Consider the following 17,910-nt stretch of genomic DNA (forward strand, 5'->3'; position numbering starts at 1 on the left):
AAAACTTCTTACTCTTGGATGATTAACAAGACAAAATAATATATACAACGATGACCGGAGAAATTAATAAAAACAATCCGAGCGCTTTGCCTAATAATTCTCAAAAAAATTCCCATACTCCCAGAAAATATATGGGAATATGGGTGTTGTGGAGGATATCAACTGTTACAACAAAAGTGAAGAATTAACTCACTTTTTGCTCCAGAGGAAATCAAGTTGTCCTGCTATGCTTTTTAGCATAAGAGATAAATGTGAAGAAAATGTGACAGCGCATTCGCGCCACGCTTCGCTATCAGGGCTGGCTCCCCAACTTACGTAATATATCAATGCCTTTAGGAAGATTATATTTTTGGCAATCCATATTAATCTTAATATTTGTATACCAAATGTCAGGAATGTTCAGGAATCGACTATTTGCTGTCCGGATTGCTGAGGTAAGAGTTTCTAGATTATGAGTCGCTTTCGCAGTCGCTTTCGCGTTGCTACCTTCATCTCTACCATTGTCTTGGCGGTTGTATTAGCATGGTTCCCAAGGAGTGAAATGCTGGTGCAAGCGCAAGGGCGGCCAACATCTGTTCTCACATTGGATGGTCGTCGGTTATTTGAAGTCAGTGAAACGAAAGAATTTAGTGCTGAAAATCGTGCTAATGAAGCCAATGTGATTTTAAGACAGGCAGTCCGTTCCTCTGAACCAGTCAAGATGGAGATTGTAGAAAGCAATCAGTTACCAGTGATTCGGGTTAATGGTCGTCACTTGCTAACAGTAACCCAAGAAGATACTCCTACAGGCAGAAGTAAACAAGAACAGGCTCAAATTTGGGTACAACAAATTAGTGAGGCAGTTTCGCAAGGTCAAGAAGAACGAAGATTGAGTTATCTTTGGAGAGCGCTATTATTTGCAAGTTTATCCGTATTGGGTGCGATCGCACTCCACAAACTTTTGGGTTTCATATGGTGCCATTGGTTGCAACGGCTTGTTCCAAAGGCGGCTAACAATCCAGAGACTGGGGCGCAACCCAAAGGAATAGAATTATTTTTGAAATTGACACTCTCGTTAGTGCGTATTGGACTGTGGTTGGGGACGATTATTTACATTACAGACTTATTTCCCTTAACAAGATACTGGAGTCAGCGCATTGCAAGTATTCTCCAGATGAGTTTAACCTCACCAGCTATTTCTCTAGGGGAAAATTCCTATTCAGTTATCAATATCATCATCCTAATTTCTCTATTCTTTGGATTGGTGGCTGTTGCTGGCGCAGTGACGAATTTGTTGCGATCGCGTATATTACGCATAACCAGCGCCAGCCGAGGTGTTCAAGAATCTATAGCAGTTCTCATCAACTACAGTCTCATTTTTATTGGTACATTTGTTTTATTGCAACTCTGGGGCTTAGACATCAGTTCTTTAGCAATAGTAGCCAGTGTTTTAGGTGTGGCAATTGGGTTTGGGTTGCAGGGAATTGCTAGGGAGTTAGTCAGTGGCTTAGTCATTACCTTTGAGCGATCTATCCAAATTGGGGACTTTGTGCAAATTGGGGATTTTATGGGAACAGTGGAGCGATTAACTGCCCGCAGCACTCACATCCGTACTTTAGAAGACATATCCGTGATTGTGCCAAATTCAAAGTTGTTAGATACAGAAGTAGTCAATTGGACTCATCGCAGTCCCGTGTCTCGACTAGTATTGTCCGTGCGTATAGCTTATGGCTCCAATTTAAACAATGTGCGTTCTGCATTGCTAGAAGCCGCAAGAGGTCATTCTGATGTTCTCAAACAACCACCACCAAAAGTTTGGTTTAAAGGCTTTGGGGAAGATGCTTTAGATTTTCAGCTGTTAGTTTGGATTTCACAACCTCGAAAGCAGTTTCAAATTAAGAGCGATCTCTACTTTCAAATTGAAGAAAACCTGCAACATCATCATATTCGGGTTCCCTTCCCCCAACGTTCTCTCCATTTGCAGTCAGGAAATCTTCCTTTGCAACTGTCACCCAATTTAGAAAATTCCTTGTCTAAACTTTCTGAAGTTTTGTCTGCTTGGTTGAAAAGTCAGTCAAAGAGCGATCGCTTGAACGGTTCAGCGAAAAAGAACCAAAATGGCGATCGCCATCACTCACATTCTGAATAGTGTTGCAACGTCTGTAGCAATACTGCAAGGACTCTCGAATTTTTGTAATATTTGCGGATTTTTAAGCTTAACCTACGCAGTATTGATATCTGTGGGGCGGGTTTTATTCCTCAACCCAGTTTCGAGAAATTTAAATTTTAATACTTTCGATAGATGTTTTTTTAGAAAAATGTTGATTTTGAAAAATCAAAATCTCAGATTCAGTGATAATTGTTAGCTTGATTAAGCAATCCTCTCAAAAGAAGAAGTATTTTTTGCCAGACATCTTTACAGAACTAGCGATCGAGACTATATAATTGTAGGGAAATATTAAAGCAAGTTTGTACTTTTCAGTCGTGAGCAGTTATTGTGCTGACAAAATTTATTATTGCAACCTAAAAGCTGGCAATTGTTGTCCACCGTAGGAATGCTGCATTTGATTTGCAACTTCAACGTGCAGCACGGCGTGGTACATTTATACGTACCAGTATCTTCTTTTAAATCTACAAGATATGCCCGGTTCTAAGGTTTTAGCGGAGGTACTTACCGGACATTAGCAGCAGATGATGCTAGAAAAGTATGCTTGCCAACAGATTTTCGAGAGACACCAGCTGCGAACAGTTAAATTTCAGATAGCCATACATAAATCGCCGTCGGCTTTCTTGGACAACACTTACAGATTCAAACCTTTTGACAAAGACTTTATCCAACAATATTTAAGGGTGATATTTATGACCTCCATAACCTTAACAAATGTTATTTCTTTAACAAGATGGTTGCGGTTAAAAGAAATCTTGGTGATTGGACTGGTGGGAGGAATACCTCCAATACCAGGTAGATTTTTACGTAATGTACTTTACCGCAGCTTATTGGTACGGATGGGCAAATCTGTGCGAATTGAGCGATTTAGCGAATTTCTTGGTTCGCACCAAATTGAATTGGGCGATAGAGTACATATTGGTCAAAGCTGCTTTCTAGATGCATCTAGAGATGGCAACAAGATTTCTTTAGGTGACCACGTTTGGCTTCATGACAATGTTCGTCTGACTGGAGATGGCATTAATGCTAGAATCTTGCTTAGAGAAAAAGTTATGCTCGAGCGTGGCAGTGATATTAAAGCTCACGATAATGGCTTGGTGGAAATTGGTAGACGCACTTATGTCGGTCCGTATTGCTGTTTTGCGGGTCCAGGTCCTATTAAGATTGGCGAAGACTGCATGATTGCATCTCATGCAGGAATTTATGCAAACAATCATAATTTTGCAGACTTAACCCTTCCAATGAAGTCACAAGGAGTCACTTGTTACGGAATTACAATCGAAGATGATTGCTGGTTGGGTACTGGAGTTAAAATTTTAGATGGGGTGAGGATTGGTCGCGGTAGTATCATTGGTGCTGGCGCAGTTGTTACCAAAGATATCCCGCCATACTCAATTGCAGTTGGAGTACCTGCTAGGGTCATGGCTCAAAGAGATGGCAACAAAAATTAACGTTTATTTGAGTCGTGAGCTGTCGCTTACTGCTGATTACGGTGTCGCTGCTGGCGCTGTACCTTGCTGCGCTTGAACTACTTTAATAGTGTCCAAGCTAGCTATGACTCTTTGTGAGAGTTCATCAGGTAAAGCTAGATACCCTAATTCTTCAGCATATTTACCGCCTTCATTGGATAACGCCCAACGGACAACATGCTTGATTGCTTCTGCTTTAGCAGGATTGTCATAGGTAACTGAATTGGTTGTCCTCGATTGGCTGGAAATTTTTGGCGTTCTTCCGCAGTCAGTGGTGCATCAGTCGCTCCAAAATCTACGGTTTGAGCCAAGAACTGATTTATCCCCGCACCACTCCCAATAGATTGATAGCTAATTTGAACATTAGGATTTTGCCGATTGTATTCTGCAAACCATCGCTGATACAAAGGAGCCGGAAACGAAGCACCCGCACCACTAATAGAGATCGTGTCACCTGTAGCTGCGCCCGGTGCTGGTGTAGTCCCTGGAGATGTGGCGGTTGGGGTTTGGGTTGGTGGTTGGCAAGAAGCCAGTCCAACTGCTAGTGCAGTGAAAGCAGTTACAACTGTCTTATGAGTCGAATTAAAACCAAAAAACTTTAAGGGCATAGTTATTTTTCTCCAAAATTTAAAAATTGATAATTAACTGTGTGATATCTTAGGCAATACTTTGGAGTTATCGTCCTCCTTGTCTCCCTTGTTTGGATCTCAAATAGGATTGCTATAGTTGTGACTGCGATCGTATTAGCAACTGCATTAAATCAACTTGTTCTACAACTGCAAAAGTTGCATATTAAGCGTTCTCTAGCAGTTTTTTTGAGTCTTTTTATTTTATTAGCATTTCTGGTTGGCTTTTTCTGGCTGATAGTACCGCCTTTTACCGCACAATTTCAAGAACTTCTAGCACTTGTACCTTCAGGAATCTCCAGAATTCAAGCTTGGGTGAATTATTGGGAACAACGTCTGATAGGATGGTTCCCAAACTTACCAGATATCAATGGTTTAATTCAACAAATTCCTCCTTTAATTACTCAAGCTCTAGGCAGTTCTATTGCTCTCTTCACTCTTTCTATTAATGCTATTTTAGAGTTTTTATTAGTTCTCGTTTTAACACTTATGCTGTTAGTTAATCCTTTGCCTTATCGTAATTCGTTTATACGTCTGTTTCCCTCGTTTTACCGTCATAGAGTTGATGAAATTCTGACAAGGTGTGCTAGTGGTTTGGCAAGTTGGACGGGTGGTGCTTTAATAGAAATGGTTTTTATTGCTGGTTTAAGTGGAATAGGTTTGTGGATTTTGCAAGTACCTCTTGCTTTAGCGCATGCTGTCTTGGCAGGTTTACTTAACTTTATTCCGAATATTGGCCCAACTTTAAGTGTCGTTTTTCCAATGGTTATTGCGCTGCTTGATGAACCCTGGAAAGCAGTTGCTGTTTTGATTTTATATATTATTATTCAGAACATCGAAAGTTATTGGCTAACTCCTACCATAATGGCAAAACAGGTAGCATTGCTACCTGCTGTTACTCTAACATCTCAAATCCTATTTACCACTTTTTTTGGGGCATTGGGGTTGTTAATGGCAATACCCTTAGCTGTCGTTGCTAAAACTTGGATAGAAGAAGTCTTATTTCAAGATGTTTTAGATAAATGGAATAATGCTTCTTCTCGTTAACTCTTTACCGGGGAAAATGAACAACAATCAGAGAAATATCTCTATGACTGCGGGCGATCGCTTCTGGTTTAATTCCCACACTTGGCAACCCCAGTGTATCAGAATGAGTGCCAGCAGTTAATACCAGCAGATCGTCTTTTTCTACAACCCTGGAAATTTTATGAACAAAGTTTCCTCGCACTCGCTGAATTGAGACTTCTGAATTCAAACCCATGTCTTCCAAATTAAGAGATATATGCCGAGTCCGAGGCAAAATATGTACAAGTTGTAGCGATGCTTTCAGTTCTACTGCCAAAGTTTGTGCAAGTGATACTGAATGTTGAAAGACAGGAGATGATATTTCAATTTCACTAAAAGCTAAAAAGACTCGTTTTGTACTTTTAATAGGATGAGAAAACCGAGCGATAATGACTGGCATAACTGTATGATTAACAACATTATCAATTACGCTGCCAAAAAAGTTTTCTCTATATGTAGAAAAGCCTTTCCAGCCACAAACAATAACATCAGCATTGCGTTCGCGAGCAGTCCGTAAAATTCCCTTATCAACTGAGTCATCAACTCTACCAATTGGTTCAACTGCTGTCACAGCAGCATGAGCAGCAGTTTCAGCTACAGCTAGTAATTGGTTTTGTTGCGCCTTGGTACCTGCTAACCTTGGCTCTTGATTGTCAAGAATAATATGCAAAGGTAGTAAAGTTCCTCCAGTTTTTTTAACCAGAATAAGAGCCAATTGAAGTAAATTATTTTCAGTATCAGGATTGGCAACAGGTACTAAAATGCGTAAACTTTGATTTGAAGCAAAGGGATTGTGCGATCGCTGTTTTCCACGAGAAGTTGAGGTTGTGTCATCTAACTTGACACCTTGACCCCAACGTGCTGTTATGGAAGGCGAAGCAATACAGGTGACTAAAATCATGGCAATAATGCCATTAACAGTCATTTGATCTACCAGTTTAATCTGGAAAGCTACAGTAATAGCTGCCAATGTTGATGCAGCTTGAGCCACTGAAAGACCAAACATAACCATGATGCTGGGAAATTTGAAACCGAAAAACTTACCCGGTGCCCATGCAGCCAAAAATTTACTAATAACTTCCGTAACTATCATCACCCCTGCAACTAGCAAAGAGCGAGGTTCGCTCACCAGAATAGTAGGATTGATAAGCATTCCTACTGAAATGAGAAAAAATGGGACGAATAAGGTGTTGCCAATAAACTGGATGCGATTCATTAATGGACTTAATTGCGGAATGAGTTGAGTAATAGCTATTCCAGCTAAAAAAGCTCCAATAATTGGCTCAATTTCAATCAATTCTGCTGCGTAGGAAACGACAAATAAAGTCGCCAAAACAAATGTAAATTCGGCTCCTTCATCATGACCGAAACAGCGAAAAAACCATCGTCCTATTCTAGGAACTCCCCAGAGAGTAGCAAAAGTGTAGATGCTTAAAGATGGAATCAGAAATAACCAAAAACTGAGAGTTAGGCTGCCTTGATTTGCTTTAACAACAATTGCCAGAACTAAAAGCGCCAATACGTTTGTAATTAAAGTTCCTCCCAAAGTCGCAGTTATCGCCTGACTTCGCATAATTCCCAGTTTACTCACAACTGGTAATGCCAAAAGTGTATGCGAAGCAAAACAAGATGCAACCAAGATAGAGGCTAGAAATGAATAGCCTAAAAGCAGCATTGCTACTGTACCGAAAATCATGGGAAGGATAAAAGTAGCCAGTCCAAAGACAACTGCTTTATCAGCATTGTACTTGAGGTCATCAAGGCTGGTTTCCAGCCCTGCCATAAACATCAAAAAGAGCAATCCGACTGTTCCCAGCAAAATAATTGTTTTATCCCTTTCTAAAAGGTGCAATCCATAGGGACCGACAGCCATTCCTGCTAAAATTAACCCAACAACTCCAGGAAGTTTAAACCGCTCAAATAAGAGTGGGGCAATCAACATAATTGCCATAATTATGAGGAAAACAGGAACTGGAGCAGTTATCGGAGCCTTAAAAAACACCGAAAAAGTCAAAGGTTCCCTGAGTACTTGATACCAGTTTTCCAGATGCATTCCAAAATATGCCATACGATTTTTGTTCGCTCGGGGCTAAAGGTGCTGGTTACCTGTACTAGTTTATAACCAGATAAAATTTTTTCTGGGCATAAAAATAAATTGGTTCTAACCTCATTGTTTATCTTGCGTCACTTTCTAATCACATTTATCTCTTAAATTCTATTTAGCTAATTTATATTGGTTCTCCAGTTGTTAATTTGTTCTACCCGGTAATTGTATGGAAGCAAACAATATGACAGCATTAGTCACACGTCAAGTACAAGAACAACAATGGCACAATCTACTTGAGCGGGAAGTCGCTCGACATTTAGACACAAATCTAGAAACAGGTTTAACTTCTGTTGAGGTGACAAAACGCCAGGAGCATTTTGGTGCTAACGAACTCAAGGGCAAACCAGGAAAAAGCCCTTTCGTCAGATTTCTCTTGCAATTTCATCAACCGCTGTTATATATTTTGCTGGTTGCAGGTGCAATTAAGGCGTTACTGGGGCAGTGGGTGAATGCTGGAGTGATTTGGGGTGTGACGCTGATTAATGCCATTATTGGTTATGTGCAAGAATCTAAAGCAGAAAGTGCGATCGCAGCTTTAGCCTCCTCTGTACAAACAAACGCAACCATCCTCCGCAATGGTGAAAAGGTACAAGTTCCCTCCACCGAACTCGTCCCAGGGGATATCGTACTTCTTGCGTCTGGAGATAAAGTTCCTGCCGATGTACGTCTCATACAAGCACGAAATTTACAACTCAACGAATCTGCCCTCACCGGCGAGTCCATTGCCGTTGAAAAAGATACGGAAACTCTCCGCCCCGACACACCCCTAGCAGAACGTACAAACATGGCTTATGCTGGTAGCTTTGTCACGTTTGGTATTGGTAGAGGTATTGTTGTTGCTACTGGAGAAGCAACGGAAACCGGGCGCATCTCTCAGTTAATGGAACAAGGAACCAGCTTGAAAACTCCATTAACTCGCAAATTTGATAAATTTAGTAAAACCTTGCTGTACGTCATTTTAGGAATAGCAGCACTCGTATTTGCAGTTGGATTGGGATACGGCTACTCTTGGGTAGAGATGTTTGAAGCGGCTGTTGCTTTTGCAGTGAGTGCTATTCCAGAAGGATTGCCAGCTGTGGTGACAGTTACCCTAGCCATAGGTGTTTCCCGCATGGCACGGCGTCATGCTATTGTTCGCAAGTTACCAGCAGTAGAAACCCTGGGTGGTGCTACTGTTATTTGTTCGGATAAAACCGGGACTTTAACAGAAAACCAAATGACAGTACAAGCTATCTATGCGGGAGGCAAAAACTATATAGTGACTGGTACAGGTTATTCTCCCATAGGACAAATTTTACTGGATGAAAATCCAATCAATTGGAAAAATTCCCCCGCTCTTAAAGAATGCCTAATAGCTGGGCTGTTGTGTAATAATTCTCACTTAGAAAAAAAAGATGACCAATGGCAGGTTTTTGGCGATCCGACAGAAGGAGCATTAGTTGCTGTTGCGAGTAAAGTTGGGCTCACTCGCACCGACATCGAACAGAAAATGCCCAGGCTTGATGTGATTCCATTTGAGTCTGAATTTCAGTACATGGTAACTTTACACGAGAGAGGGACTGAAGAAAACCCCACACAAAGAACTATTTATATTAAAGGTTCGGTAGAAGCTATTCTCAATCGCTGCCCGCAAATGTTGGACTCACAAGGAAATTTAACCTCCTTGCAGGCAGAAATGGTGCATCAAGAAGTTGATGCCATGGCACATCAAGGTTTACGAGTGCTGGCTTTTGCAAAGAAATACGTGTCAGCGTCTCATGAGAGAGTAGAGCATACCGACATCAAACAGGATTTGATTTTTCTGGGTTTGCAAGGAATGATCGATCCACCCAGAACAGAAGCAGTAAGGGCAGTGCAAGCTTGTCAAGAAGCTGGCATTAAAGTCAAAATGATTACCGGAGATCATGCTGTGACTGCAGCCGCAATTGCCTCTCGCATGAGGTTTAACAACAATGGTAAAGTTCTTGCCTTTACAGGAAGTCAACTTGCCCAAATGGACACACACGAACTTGCTACAGCAGTGGAAGATGGGGTGGTGTTTGCTCGTGTTGCACCAGAACAAAAACTCCGTATTGTGGAAGCACTGCAGTCTAAAGGTGAAATCGTCGCCATGACGGGAGATGGTGTCAATGATGCACCAGCCCTCAGACAAGCAGATATTGGGATTGCAATGGGGGGTGCTGGTACTGAAGTTGCTAAAGAAGCCTCAGACATGATTTTAACAGATGATAACTTTGCGTCGATAGAAGCAGCTGTTGAGGAAGGGCGAACAGTTTACCAAAATTTACTCAAAGCGATCGCATTCATCCTACCAGTGAACGGTGGCGAATCGATGACGATTTTAATTAGCGTACTGCTAGCCAGAGAGTTACCCATTTTGTCTTTACAAGTTCTGTGGTTAAACATGGTGAATTCTATAGCCATGACTGTACCATTAGCTTTTGAACCAAAATCCGAGGGGGTTATGAAACAACCACCACGCAACCCCAATCAATCGTTGCTCTCTAAAAGCTTAGTACGACGTATCCTGATAATTTCTGTCTTTAATTGGATTTTAATTTTTGGTATGTTTGAATGGATAGAACAAACCACAGGAAATCTTGCTTTAGCTCGTACCATGGCAATTCAAGCTTTAGTTGCGGGCAGAATATTTTATCTTTTAAGCATTAGTCAATTAGGAATTGGCATTCTCAATAATCTTCGTGGTATCAGACAAAAGATAGGAGATACACGAGCAATTGTTACAGGAATCGTTTGTACCATAGTTTTGCAAATTATTTTTAGCCAGTGGAGTTTGATGAACAATTTATTTTCCACTGCACCATTAAACTTAAATCAATGGTTGCTTTGTTTGTTGGGAGGATTACCAATGATTGCAGTTGCAGCGATCGTGAATCGTATAACATCTTCGAGTATTTGAACGGAAAACTTGCACTATAGGTAGGGAATTTTAATTATAAAAGTTGTCCCTTCTCCCGGCGATGATATACACTCCAAACTGCCACCATGCTTTTCTGTTACTATCTGGTAACTTATTGATAAACCCAATCCGGTACCTTTTCCAACTTGTTTAGTCGTAAAAAACGGATTGAAAATTTTGCTTTTGACATCATTATTTATCCCAATTCCGTTATCAGTAATGCGAATAACGGCTTGTTTGCTACGATCTACCTCCGTACCAATCCAAATTGTTGGTTTATACTTTAGATTGTGATTGTTTGTCATTTGCAAACTGATACTTTTTTCTGATAAAGCATCAATGGCGTTAGTCAGCAAATGCAGAAAAACTTGATTTATTTGACTGGCATCACAGCTAATTTTAGGTAAAATTTCGTAATCTTTAATAACCTCAATACCTTGTAGTTTTTGCTGTAAAATCATTAGGGTATTTTTTATGCCCTCATGAAGATCGACCTCTTTAACGGCTGATTCATCTAGTCGTGAAAAATTACGCAAAGATTTAACGATATCTCGAATACGTTCTGCTCCTATCTTCATAGAAGAAAGCAATTTTGGCATATCATCTTTAATAAAATCCATATCACAGTCATCAATTTTTTCCAAAATTTCTCTACTGGGATTCGGATAGTCTTTTTGGTAAGAACTAAGTAAGTCTAGTAAGGAATCAGTATATTCAGATAAATAAGTTAAATTGACATAAATAAAGTTGATAGGATTATTAATTTCATGGGCTATACCTGCCACTAACTGTCCTAATGAAGACATTTTTTCATGGTGTATGAGTTGAGCTTGCGTGCGTTGTAATTCTCCTAAAATAGTTTGTAACTGTTGGTTCTTATCCTCTAATTGTTGTGTTCTTTCTTTAACGCGTGTTTCTAGTGTTGCATAGAAACAACTATTTTCTATAGAAATAGCAGCTTGTGCTGATAAAATATGCAAAACTTCTAACCTATCTTTAGTAAAAGCGTGAGTGGTGAGATTATTTTCTAAGTATAAAATTCCTGTAAGTCTTCCTTGATAAATAATTGGTGATACAAGAATCGATTTTGGTCGATAAGTGACAATATAAGGATCGTGATTGAAATTGTCGTCAAGAGTGGCATCATCTAAGACTAGAGGTTTTTGAGTTCTCTCTACATAATGAATTACAGATACAGGTAGTACTTGATGTTCTGCAATCAGAAGAGATTGTAATGTTGTAATATTTCCTTCCTCTATGAGTGAAGCTTCAATAACTAATCGATCGTTATCTTTGGCAATGAAAAATACTTTCTGTGCGCCAGCATTTTCTTTAACTAAACACATAAGCTTTTCTAGCAAGCTGTCCAAAACAATTTCGCTACTGAGTGCTTGAGACGCTTTAACTACTGTTAAAATATCAAGAGATAAACTTTTTGTAGAAGTAGATAATTTATTAGAAAGACTGGTATGAGATAATACTCGTTGTGATATGGGAGTTAATATGTCAGGATACCGCTCCTCTAAGTTTGTAGCTTTCGCTATTGCTCCCCAACGAATGTAGCTGTAGTGAGCTTCATGTATATATGCTTTAGCTATTTTTTCTTTGCCTAACTCTAAATAAAATAAAGAAGCTAGTTCGTTAGCAATAGCAACTTCTTGAATGTATCCTTGAGATTGAGCAAGAGTAATAGCACGGTCATAATAATCCATTGCTTGGTAGTTTTCCCCCCTACATCGATATATTTCTGCTTCTACCAAATAAAATTTATGTAAATAATTCATAGGTGCTAGTTCTGCCCATTTTTGCATTTTTTCTTGATTGGCTTGTACTTGACTAAGTATATGCTTTTGTTCTGATTCTAGTTGAGAATTATAGATAACGAGTTGTATGAGAGAATCATAAAAATAAAAGATAGGAACAACAACTTGTGCCATCGCACTACTTAAATAAGTAGCTGCTATATTCGCATGAGTACTGGCGCGATCGTACTGACCGAAGAGATAGCAAAGAATAAGTTTATATAAATGAAAAAAGTAAATCCCTAATACATCGTTTATAGCTTGATACTGTGCAAGAGATTGCTCTTCATTGTAAACCTCACCAACTAAATGACAAGCATCTTGAGAACGATCCATTAAGTTTAAAATAACTTGATAGAGCATATATTGATGACTTAACGGTTGTTCTTGTTTGGTTAAGCGAATAGCATAAATATCATTTTCTATTTTATGCTTTAAACTATTTAATTCCTCTCCTTGCCAGTATAAAGCGCGGCATTCAAACTGATAAGACCATGCTGTATATTCTAAATCTCCACTTTCCAGGCTATACTTAGCTCCTAATCTAGAAAAATGAAGCATCTCTCTTAAATGAGTTTTCCAATGAAAAAGAAAATTGCTAGCATAAAATAAGACTTTACCATGGATACCTTGATTGATATTTGATGCTAAATTAAGTGCTATTGTTCCAAATTCATAGCCTAATTCATAATTATTAAGCAAACCGCATTGAATAAGCCCATAAGCTGCATAAGCAATAGCAGATGAAGAACAGTTTCCGTGAAGTAAAGATAATTTTATTCGCAACAAGTTGATTAACAGCATCAGTTTGGGAGAGACTGAATAAGCTGCAGTGGAGATTGTATCTAAAATTTCCATAGCTGCTATGGAATTTAGATCGGTCATTGTAGGTAAATTCAGTAAACTTTGAAGATTATATCTGGGAATCAAGGATTCTGTTTCTGTCAGTACCTGATTCACGAACTCATCAGTTAGCTCTTCAGGAAAATCTATCTCTAGTTTCTTGAGAGTTTGCAATCCAATTTCTAACGATTCTTGTAGTTTTTTTTGAGCTATAGCTGTAAGAATTCTTAAATTATAAACTTTAATTGTATCTAGTAAACAATTTGCTTTTTGAATAACAATATTTGCTAAGTGATGCATCTGTTCAAAATCACCGCATAGATACGCAGCTTCTGCTGCTTCTTCATATAAATCTAAAGTTGTTTCATAGTGAGTTAACCATGATGTCGTTCTTAAAAGTTTAATTCCTACCATAAGATAATTGAGAGCAGGTTCGTAAGCCGTTGCTTTTTTTGCTTTACGACCAGCAATTAAATTTAATTCTATGAGTTTATCTTTTTCAATTTCTTGTAAAAGTTCGATGCTTTTATTAAAATGATTAACAATGTCAAAAATATTTACATTTCTTTCTTCATTTAGTGTATTTTCAAGCAGTAATCTACCTATTATGATATGATTTTCTTTCTTTTGGTTATCTGGAATCAATGAATATGCTGCTTGCTGCACTCTATCATGCAGAAATTTATAACTAATATCCTTGCTATCAAATGAAATGTTTTCTTCTGCTTGGAATAATAGCGGTATACGATACGCTTCATTCATTGGTAATATCAGCCCAGCTTCGAGTGCTGCATCAATTTCAACCGCTGTATCATAGACTGACTTTTTATTCAAAGCTGATAGTAAATTGAGAGTAAATTTATCTCCAATACATGCAGCTAATTGTAATAATTTTTGTGTAATTCCTGGTAGAATATTAAGACGATTGGCTACTAAGTCAACTACACTTTTATCAAGTATACCAGTCATTATAATTTTTTCAATATCCCACTGCCACTGTTGTTTGTTAAAATCAAATACAAGGAGTAATTCTTGATACATGACTTTGAGCAATTGGGTAATAAAAAAAGGATTCCCGTTAGTTTTTTTAAAAATAATTTCAGCTAGTGGAATGGTTCGTTGAATATCATCATTTAGTGTGTCTCCGATAAATTGGATTACATTATCTAACTCTAATGATTGCAACACAATATCATTTATATCTATGCTAGTTTCCTTGATTTCTTCAATAATACTGAGGAGAGGATGGCCTTTGCTAACCTCGTTGTCACGGTATGCCCCAATCAACAATAAGTATTTGCTTTCAACATGACACATCAATAGATGTATCAACTTTAATGTAGCTAAATCTGCCCATTGTAAATCGTCTAAAAAGATGACTAATGGGTGTTCTTGACAACAAAATACTTTTAGAAATTGTTGAAAGACTCGATGAAATCGATTTTGTGATTCATTAAGTCCAAGTTGGGGTACTTCTGGTTGTTTACCAATAATGAGTTCAACTTTTGGAATGACATCAATAATGACTTGTCCGTTGCTACTCACAGCTTGGAGTATCCGACTGCGCCACACCTCTAGTTTTTCTGCTGATTCCGTTAACAGTTGGCGCATGAGAGAAGAAAAAGCTTGCACTAAGGCTACATAGGGTATGTCGCGCTTGAATTGATCGAACTTACCACTAATAAAATAGCCCCTGGCTTTGGTAATTGGCTTATTAATTTCATTGATAACAGAAGTTTTCCCAACACCTGAGTAACCAGATACTAATACCAACTCGCTTTTCCCACTACTCACTCTATCAAAAGATGACAGCAGCTTTTCAACTTGGGTTTCTCGTCCATATAACTTTTGGGGAATCAGTAGTTGAGAAAGAATATCTAGGCGACCTGGTGTAAAATCAGCGATATTGCCTGTAGTGTTCAGCTGCTCTAAACATTGCTGCAAATCAGCTAATAATCCTTTGGCACTTTGGTATCGATCTTCTGCATTTTTTGCCATTAACTTGTGGACAATAGCAGCGACAGTGCTGGGGACATTTGGCACAAGCTGTTGAATTGGTGTTGGTTGCTTGGCAATATGGGCGTGTACCAATTCTAAAGGTTCATCGTTGGTAAAGGGTAATTGCCCGGTTAGCATTTCATAGAGTGTGAGTCCCAATGAGTAGAAGTCGCTACGGTAGTCCAGGTTACGATTCATCCGTCCTGTTTGTTCTGGCGACATATATGCCAGTGTTCCTTCTAGTTGGTTGGGGTTGATAAGTTGTGGTGTTTCCTTGCTTAACCGTGAGGCGATGCTGAAATCAGTGAGTTTAATAATTGAGGTAGACGCTTGAGTGCAGAAGGGATCTATCTTCTGCCTCATTCCTCCTGCTGTTGCAATGATGATGTTGGCTGGTTTAACGTCTTTGTGAATAATGTGGTTGTCATGAATATAGGCGAGGGCACTGGCGATCGCAACTGCAACTTGAAGAGTCAGTTGCACAGAAGGTTTGTGGGCTTCGAGATACTGTTTGAGACTAATGCCGCCGAAATCTTCAAAAACCAGTGCCAATCGTTTATCGTAAGATTCTAAAGTTAAAACTTTGACGATGTTAGGATGGTCCAGTTTAGCTGAGATCGAGTATTCGTGTTTGAAACGGGCAATTGCTTCTAAACAGAAGTAATCGTCTAGTAAAACTTTGAGGATGACGGGGGTATGAGTGGCAACTACAGTACCACCGTAGATATTAGTATTGGCTCCAGAGTGAATAACTTCTAGAGTGTTGTAACCCGGAATTTGGAAATTGTGGAAATGTGCCACTGCCTTGGTTTTAGACTAAAATTACCTCTAAGTCTAGGATTCCCATTAATTGCCTGTATTAACAAAACCGAGTCTAGTTTTTTTGAGAAGCAGAACTACTTGAGTTCGGCACCTAGCCAAAGATACATTCTGGATCGTACTGTTGCTTCACTGTTACCCAAGTATCATAACGGTTGCCATAATGCTGTTTCCAATTAAAATCCGATTTGCCAAGCCACCCAGAAAGGTAGCGCTTTCCACCTGCATTTAAGAGCATTTGATTAACTTTTTCTAAGACATCAAGACTGTTGGTATCATGAGTTGCAACACCCACGGGAAGAATAGCAAAACAAAAGATATCATCTTCTGGTGGCATCATAAATAAATAAGGTAAGTTATCAGATGCAACCATTATGGCTCTGTGCCCATCACCCAAACTTAGGGGTAACATATCGAGAATTTCGGGCATGATTTCTGCCAAAGTTTTAGCACTCATAAAACAATCTATCCAGGGATGAGTTTGGTTCCATGCACCAGTTTCCCGCATCATATCAAAGCGGGGTTGGTAGCGAAAAACATGACTTGCGGTTTCTTCATCTTCAGTATGAATAAGCTTGCAATAATTCAAGCCCTTTAGTATGTCAGTTAAACAAGGCTCTATTATACTATACTCTACGCCAATTTGCAATCCATAAAGCCAATGAGTAAAGAAGCGCTTACCACTCGGAGTATTACGGATACCTTTAGCAGAAGACCAGCAAAAGCCTTCAAGATGATCTATCTGGTTGCTTTTACCCAACAACACTTGGTCATGCATCCAAGCATCAAGAGAGTCATAAAGCAGATGGAAAGTACGAATATATTGTTTTATTGTGCGTAACTCTAAGGTGGTGCTGACGATAATACCACATCTTCCCAATCCACCTAAGACTGCATCATATAATTCGGGTTTTTGTGTACGACTGCATTTGATATACTCACTATTCCCCGTGATGATGTCTATATCAACCACATTAGCAATCACCGGACCATAAGTTTTGGAGGTACTGCCAATACCCCCAGTGGAGAGTAGCCCTCCTACTGTTTGTTCAAGGTTGAGGGGTAGAACACGGGGAAGCATCCCGTGGCTAATAGTTGTAGCAACTATATCTTGCCATTTTGCACCTGCTTCACAAGCGATCGTCTTCGCTGTCGTATCCAATTCATAGACTTGGTTGAGTTGTGTTACCTCAAGTGTAAAGCCTTCTTGAGCAACAGACTGTCCGCTTTGAGTGTAACCTTTGCCACGGGTTTTGAGTTGTAAATGGTGGTCATTGGCGAACTGTACCACCGTTCTGAGTTCTTCTACACTGCAAGGTTGGATAATGCCGCAGGTATTACCTCTGACAAGGTTGCCAAAATCGGTGCAAGCACTAGATATACTGCTGCAATCTAGAATTACATTCACCCCTGAGTCGATACTATTTTGGATTTTAGATTTTAGATTTTGGATTGAGAAAGTCATATTTAGACTTGATTTGAACTAACTATCTGTCGCACTCTTTGTTCAAACTGGTATTATTTGTTTTTCAACAATTTTGACTGTACTAGCGGCGTTTGATAACTGCCCAAAATGCTGGTGGTGTTGCATATTTTCCATCAGGTAGTTTGTGAATACTTTGGAATAAGTCTTCACCCTGACTTAGAATTTCAAAATCAGGGAAATACACGGCAACGTCTTCTTCTGTTACAATACCCGGTCTAATACCGTGTTCCATGACCAGTGAGAGTTCATACGGTAGCTGTCCGTACAATTCAAAGAGTGAGTTGAAGAAGTCAATGCAGCCAGCACCTAGTTCAATAAGGTACATGGTTCCTTGTTGACCGAGAAGTATGCGTAGCGATTGAGCAAGCATTTCACGCTTTTCTATGGGAATATGGTGGAACCCCGTTCGCATATAAATGTTGGCATCACCGATTTCAGAATGCAGTTGTTTTGCTTGCAAGACATCTAAACCGTCCAGAATGCGATACGAAATATTGGCACCTACAAATAACCTGAAAAAATCTACTCATAACTGGTATATTCAGTAGCTTGTCAGTGCCGGAGGCGAGCCGTATCGGTGAAACCCCCTTTGTAACGTAACAAAAGCTTCAAGCTGTTTCTACACTTGT

The 17,910-nt window shown here is 39.3% G+C and carries 9 protein-coding genes; 4 read left to right on the top strand and 5 right to left on the bottom strand.

What is annotated here, in order from left to right:
- Positions 1-451: 451 nt before the first annotated feature.
- Positions 452-2,128 carry a mechanosensitive ion channel domain-containing protein gene (locus tag F7734_RS08245; protein ID WP_155744211.1) on the top strand — a complete coding sequence of 559 codons (1,677 nt, stop codon included), beginning with the start codon at positions 452-454 and terminating at the stop codon, positions 2,126-2,128.
- 710 nt (positions 2,129-2,838) lie between these two features.
- Positions 2,839-3,597, top strand: coding sequence for a DapH/DapD/GlmU-related protein (locus tag F7734_RS08250; protein WP_155744212.1), 759 nt, complete (start codon positions 2,839-2,841; stop codon positions 3,595-3,597).
- Between the two features lie 143 nt (positions 3,598-3,740).
- On the opposite strand, the gene F7734_RS08255 is transcribed toward F7734_RS08250, so the two are convergent.
- Positions 3,741-4,223, bottom strand: a complete 483-nt coding sequence (locus F7734_RS08255; RefSeq protein ID WP_207714048.1) for a substrate-binding domain-containing protein — start codon at positions 4,221-4,223, stop codon at positions 3,741-3,743.
- Between the two features lie 69 nt (positions 4,224-4,292).
- On the opposite strand from F7734_RS08255, the gene F7734_RS08260 reads away from it, so the two are divergent.
- The gene (locus tag F7734_RS08260; protein WP_166481794.1) at positions 4,293-5,288 is read left to right on the top strand and encodes an AI-2E family transporter; all 996 of its coding nucleotides are present in this window, start codon (positions 4,293-4,295) and stop codon (positions 5,286-5,288) included.
- A gap of 4 nt (positions 5,289-5,292) precedes the next feature.
- On the opposite strand, the gene F7734_RS08265 is transcribed toward F7734_RS08260, so the two are convergent.
- Positions 5,293-7,374 carry a cation:proton antiporter gene (locus tag F7734_RS08265; protein WP_155744213.1) on the bottom strand — a complete coding sequence of 694 codons (2,082 nt, stop codon included), beginning with the start codon at positions 7,372-7,374 and terminating at the stop codon, positions 5,293-5,295.
- A gap of 220 nt (positions 7,375-7,594) precedes the next feature.
- On the opposite strand from F7734_RS08265, the gene F7734_RS08270 reads away from it, so the two are divergent.
- Positions 7,595-10,333, top strand: a complete 2,739-nt coding sequence (locus F7734_RS08270) for a cation-transporting P-type ATPase (protein WP_155744214.1) — start codon at positions 7,595-7,597, stop codon at positions 10,331-10,333.
- A gap of 14 nt (positions 10,334-10,347) precedes the next feature.
- Here F7734_RS08270 and F7734_RS08275 read toward each other — a convergent pair whose 3' ends face one another.
- The 3 genes from F7734_RS08275 to F7734_RS08285 all read right to left on the bottom strand — a co-directional run bounded on the left by F7734_RS08275 (position 10,348) and on the right by F7734_RS08285 (position 17,741).
- On the bottom strand, positions 10,348-15,777 hold the full coding sequence (locus F7734_RS08275) for an AAA family ATPase (protein WP_166481791.1): 5,430 nt from the start codon (positions 15,775-15,777) through the stop codon (positions 10,348-10,350).
- A gap of 112 nt (positions 15,778-15,889) precedes the next feature.
- Positions 15,890-17,260: an FAD-binding protein gene (locus F7734_RS08280; RefSeq protein ID WP_155744215.1), complete on the bottom strand. Its 1,371-nt coding sequence runs from the start codon at positions 17,258-17,260 to the stop codon at positions 15,890-15,892.
- Positions 17,261-17,342: 82 nt separating this feature from the next.
- Complete coding sequence (locus F7734_RS08285; RefSeq protein ID WP_243146753.1) at positions 17,343-17,741, bottom strand: hypothetical protein; 399 nt, start codon at positions 17,739-17,741, stop codon at positions 17,343-17,345.
- Positions 17,742-17,910: the final 169 nt, after the last annotated feature.

Source organism: Scytonema sp. UIC 10036, from assembly GCF_009725235.1.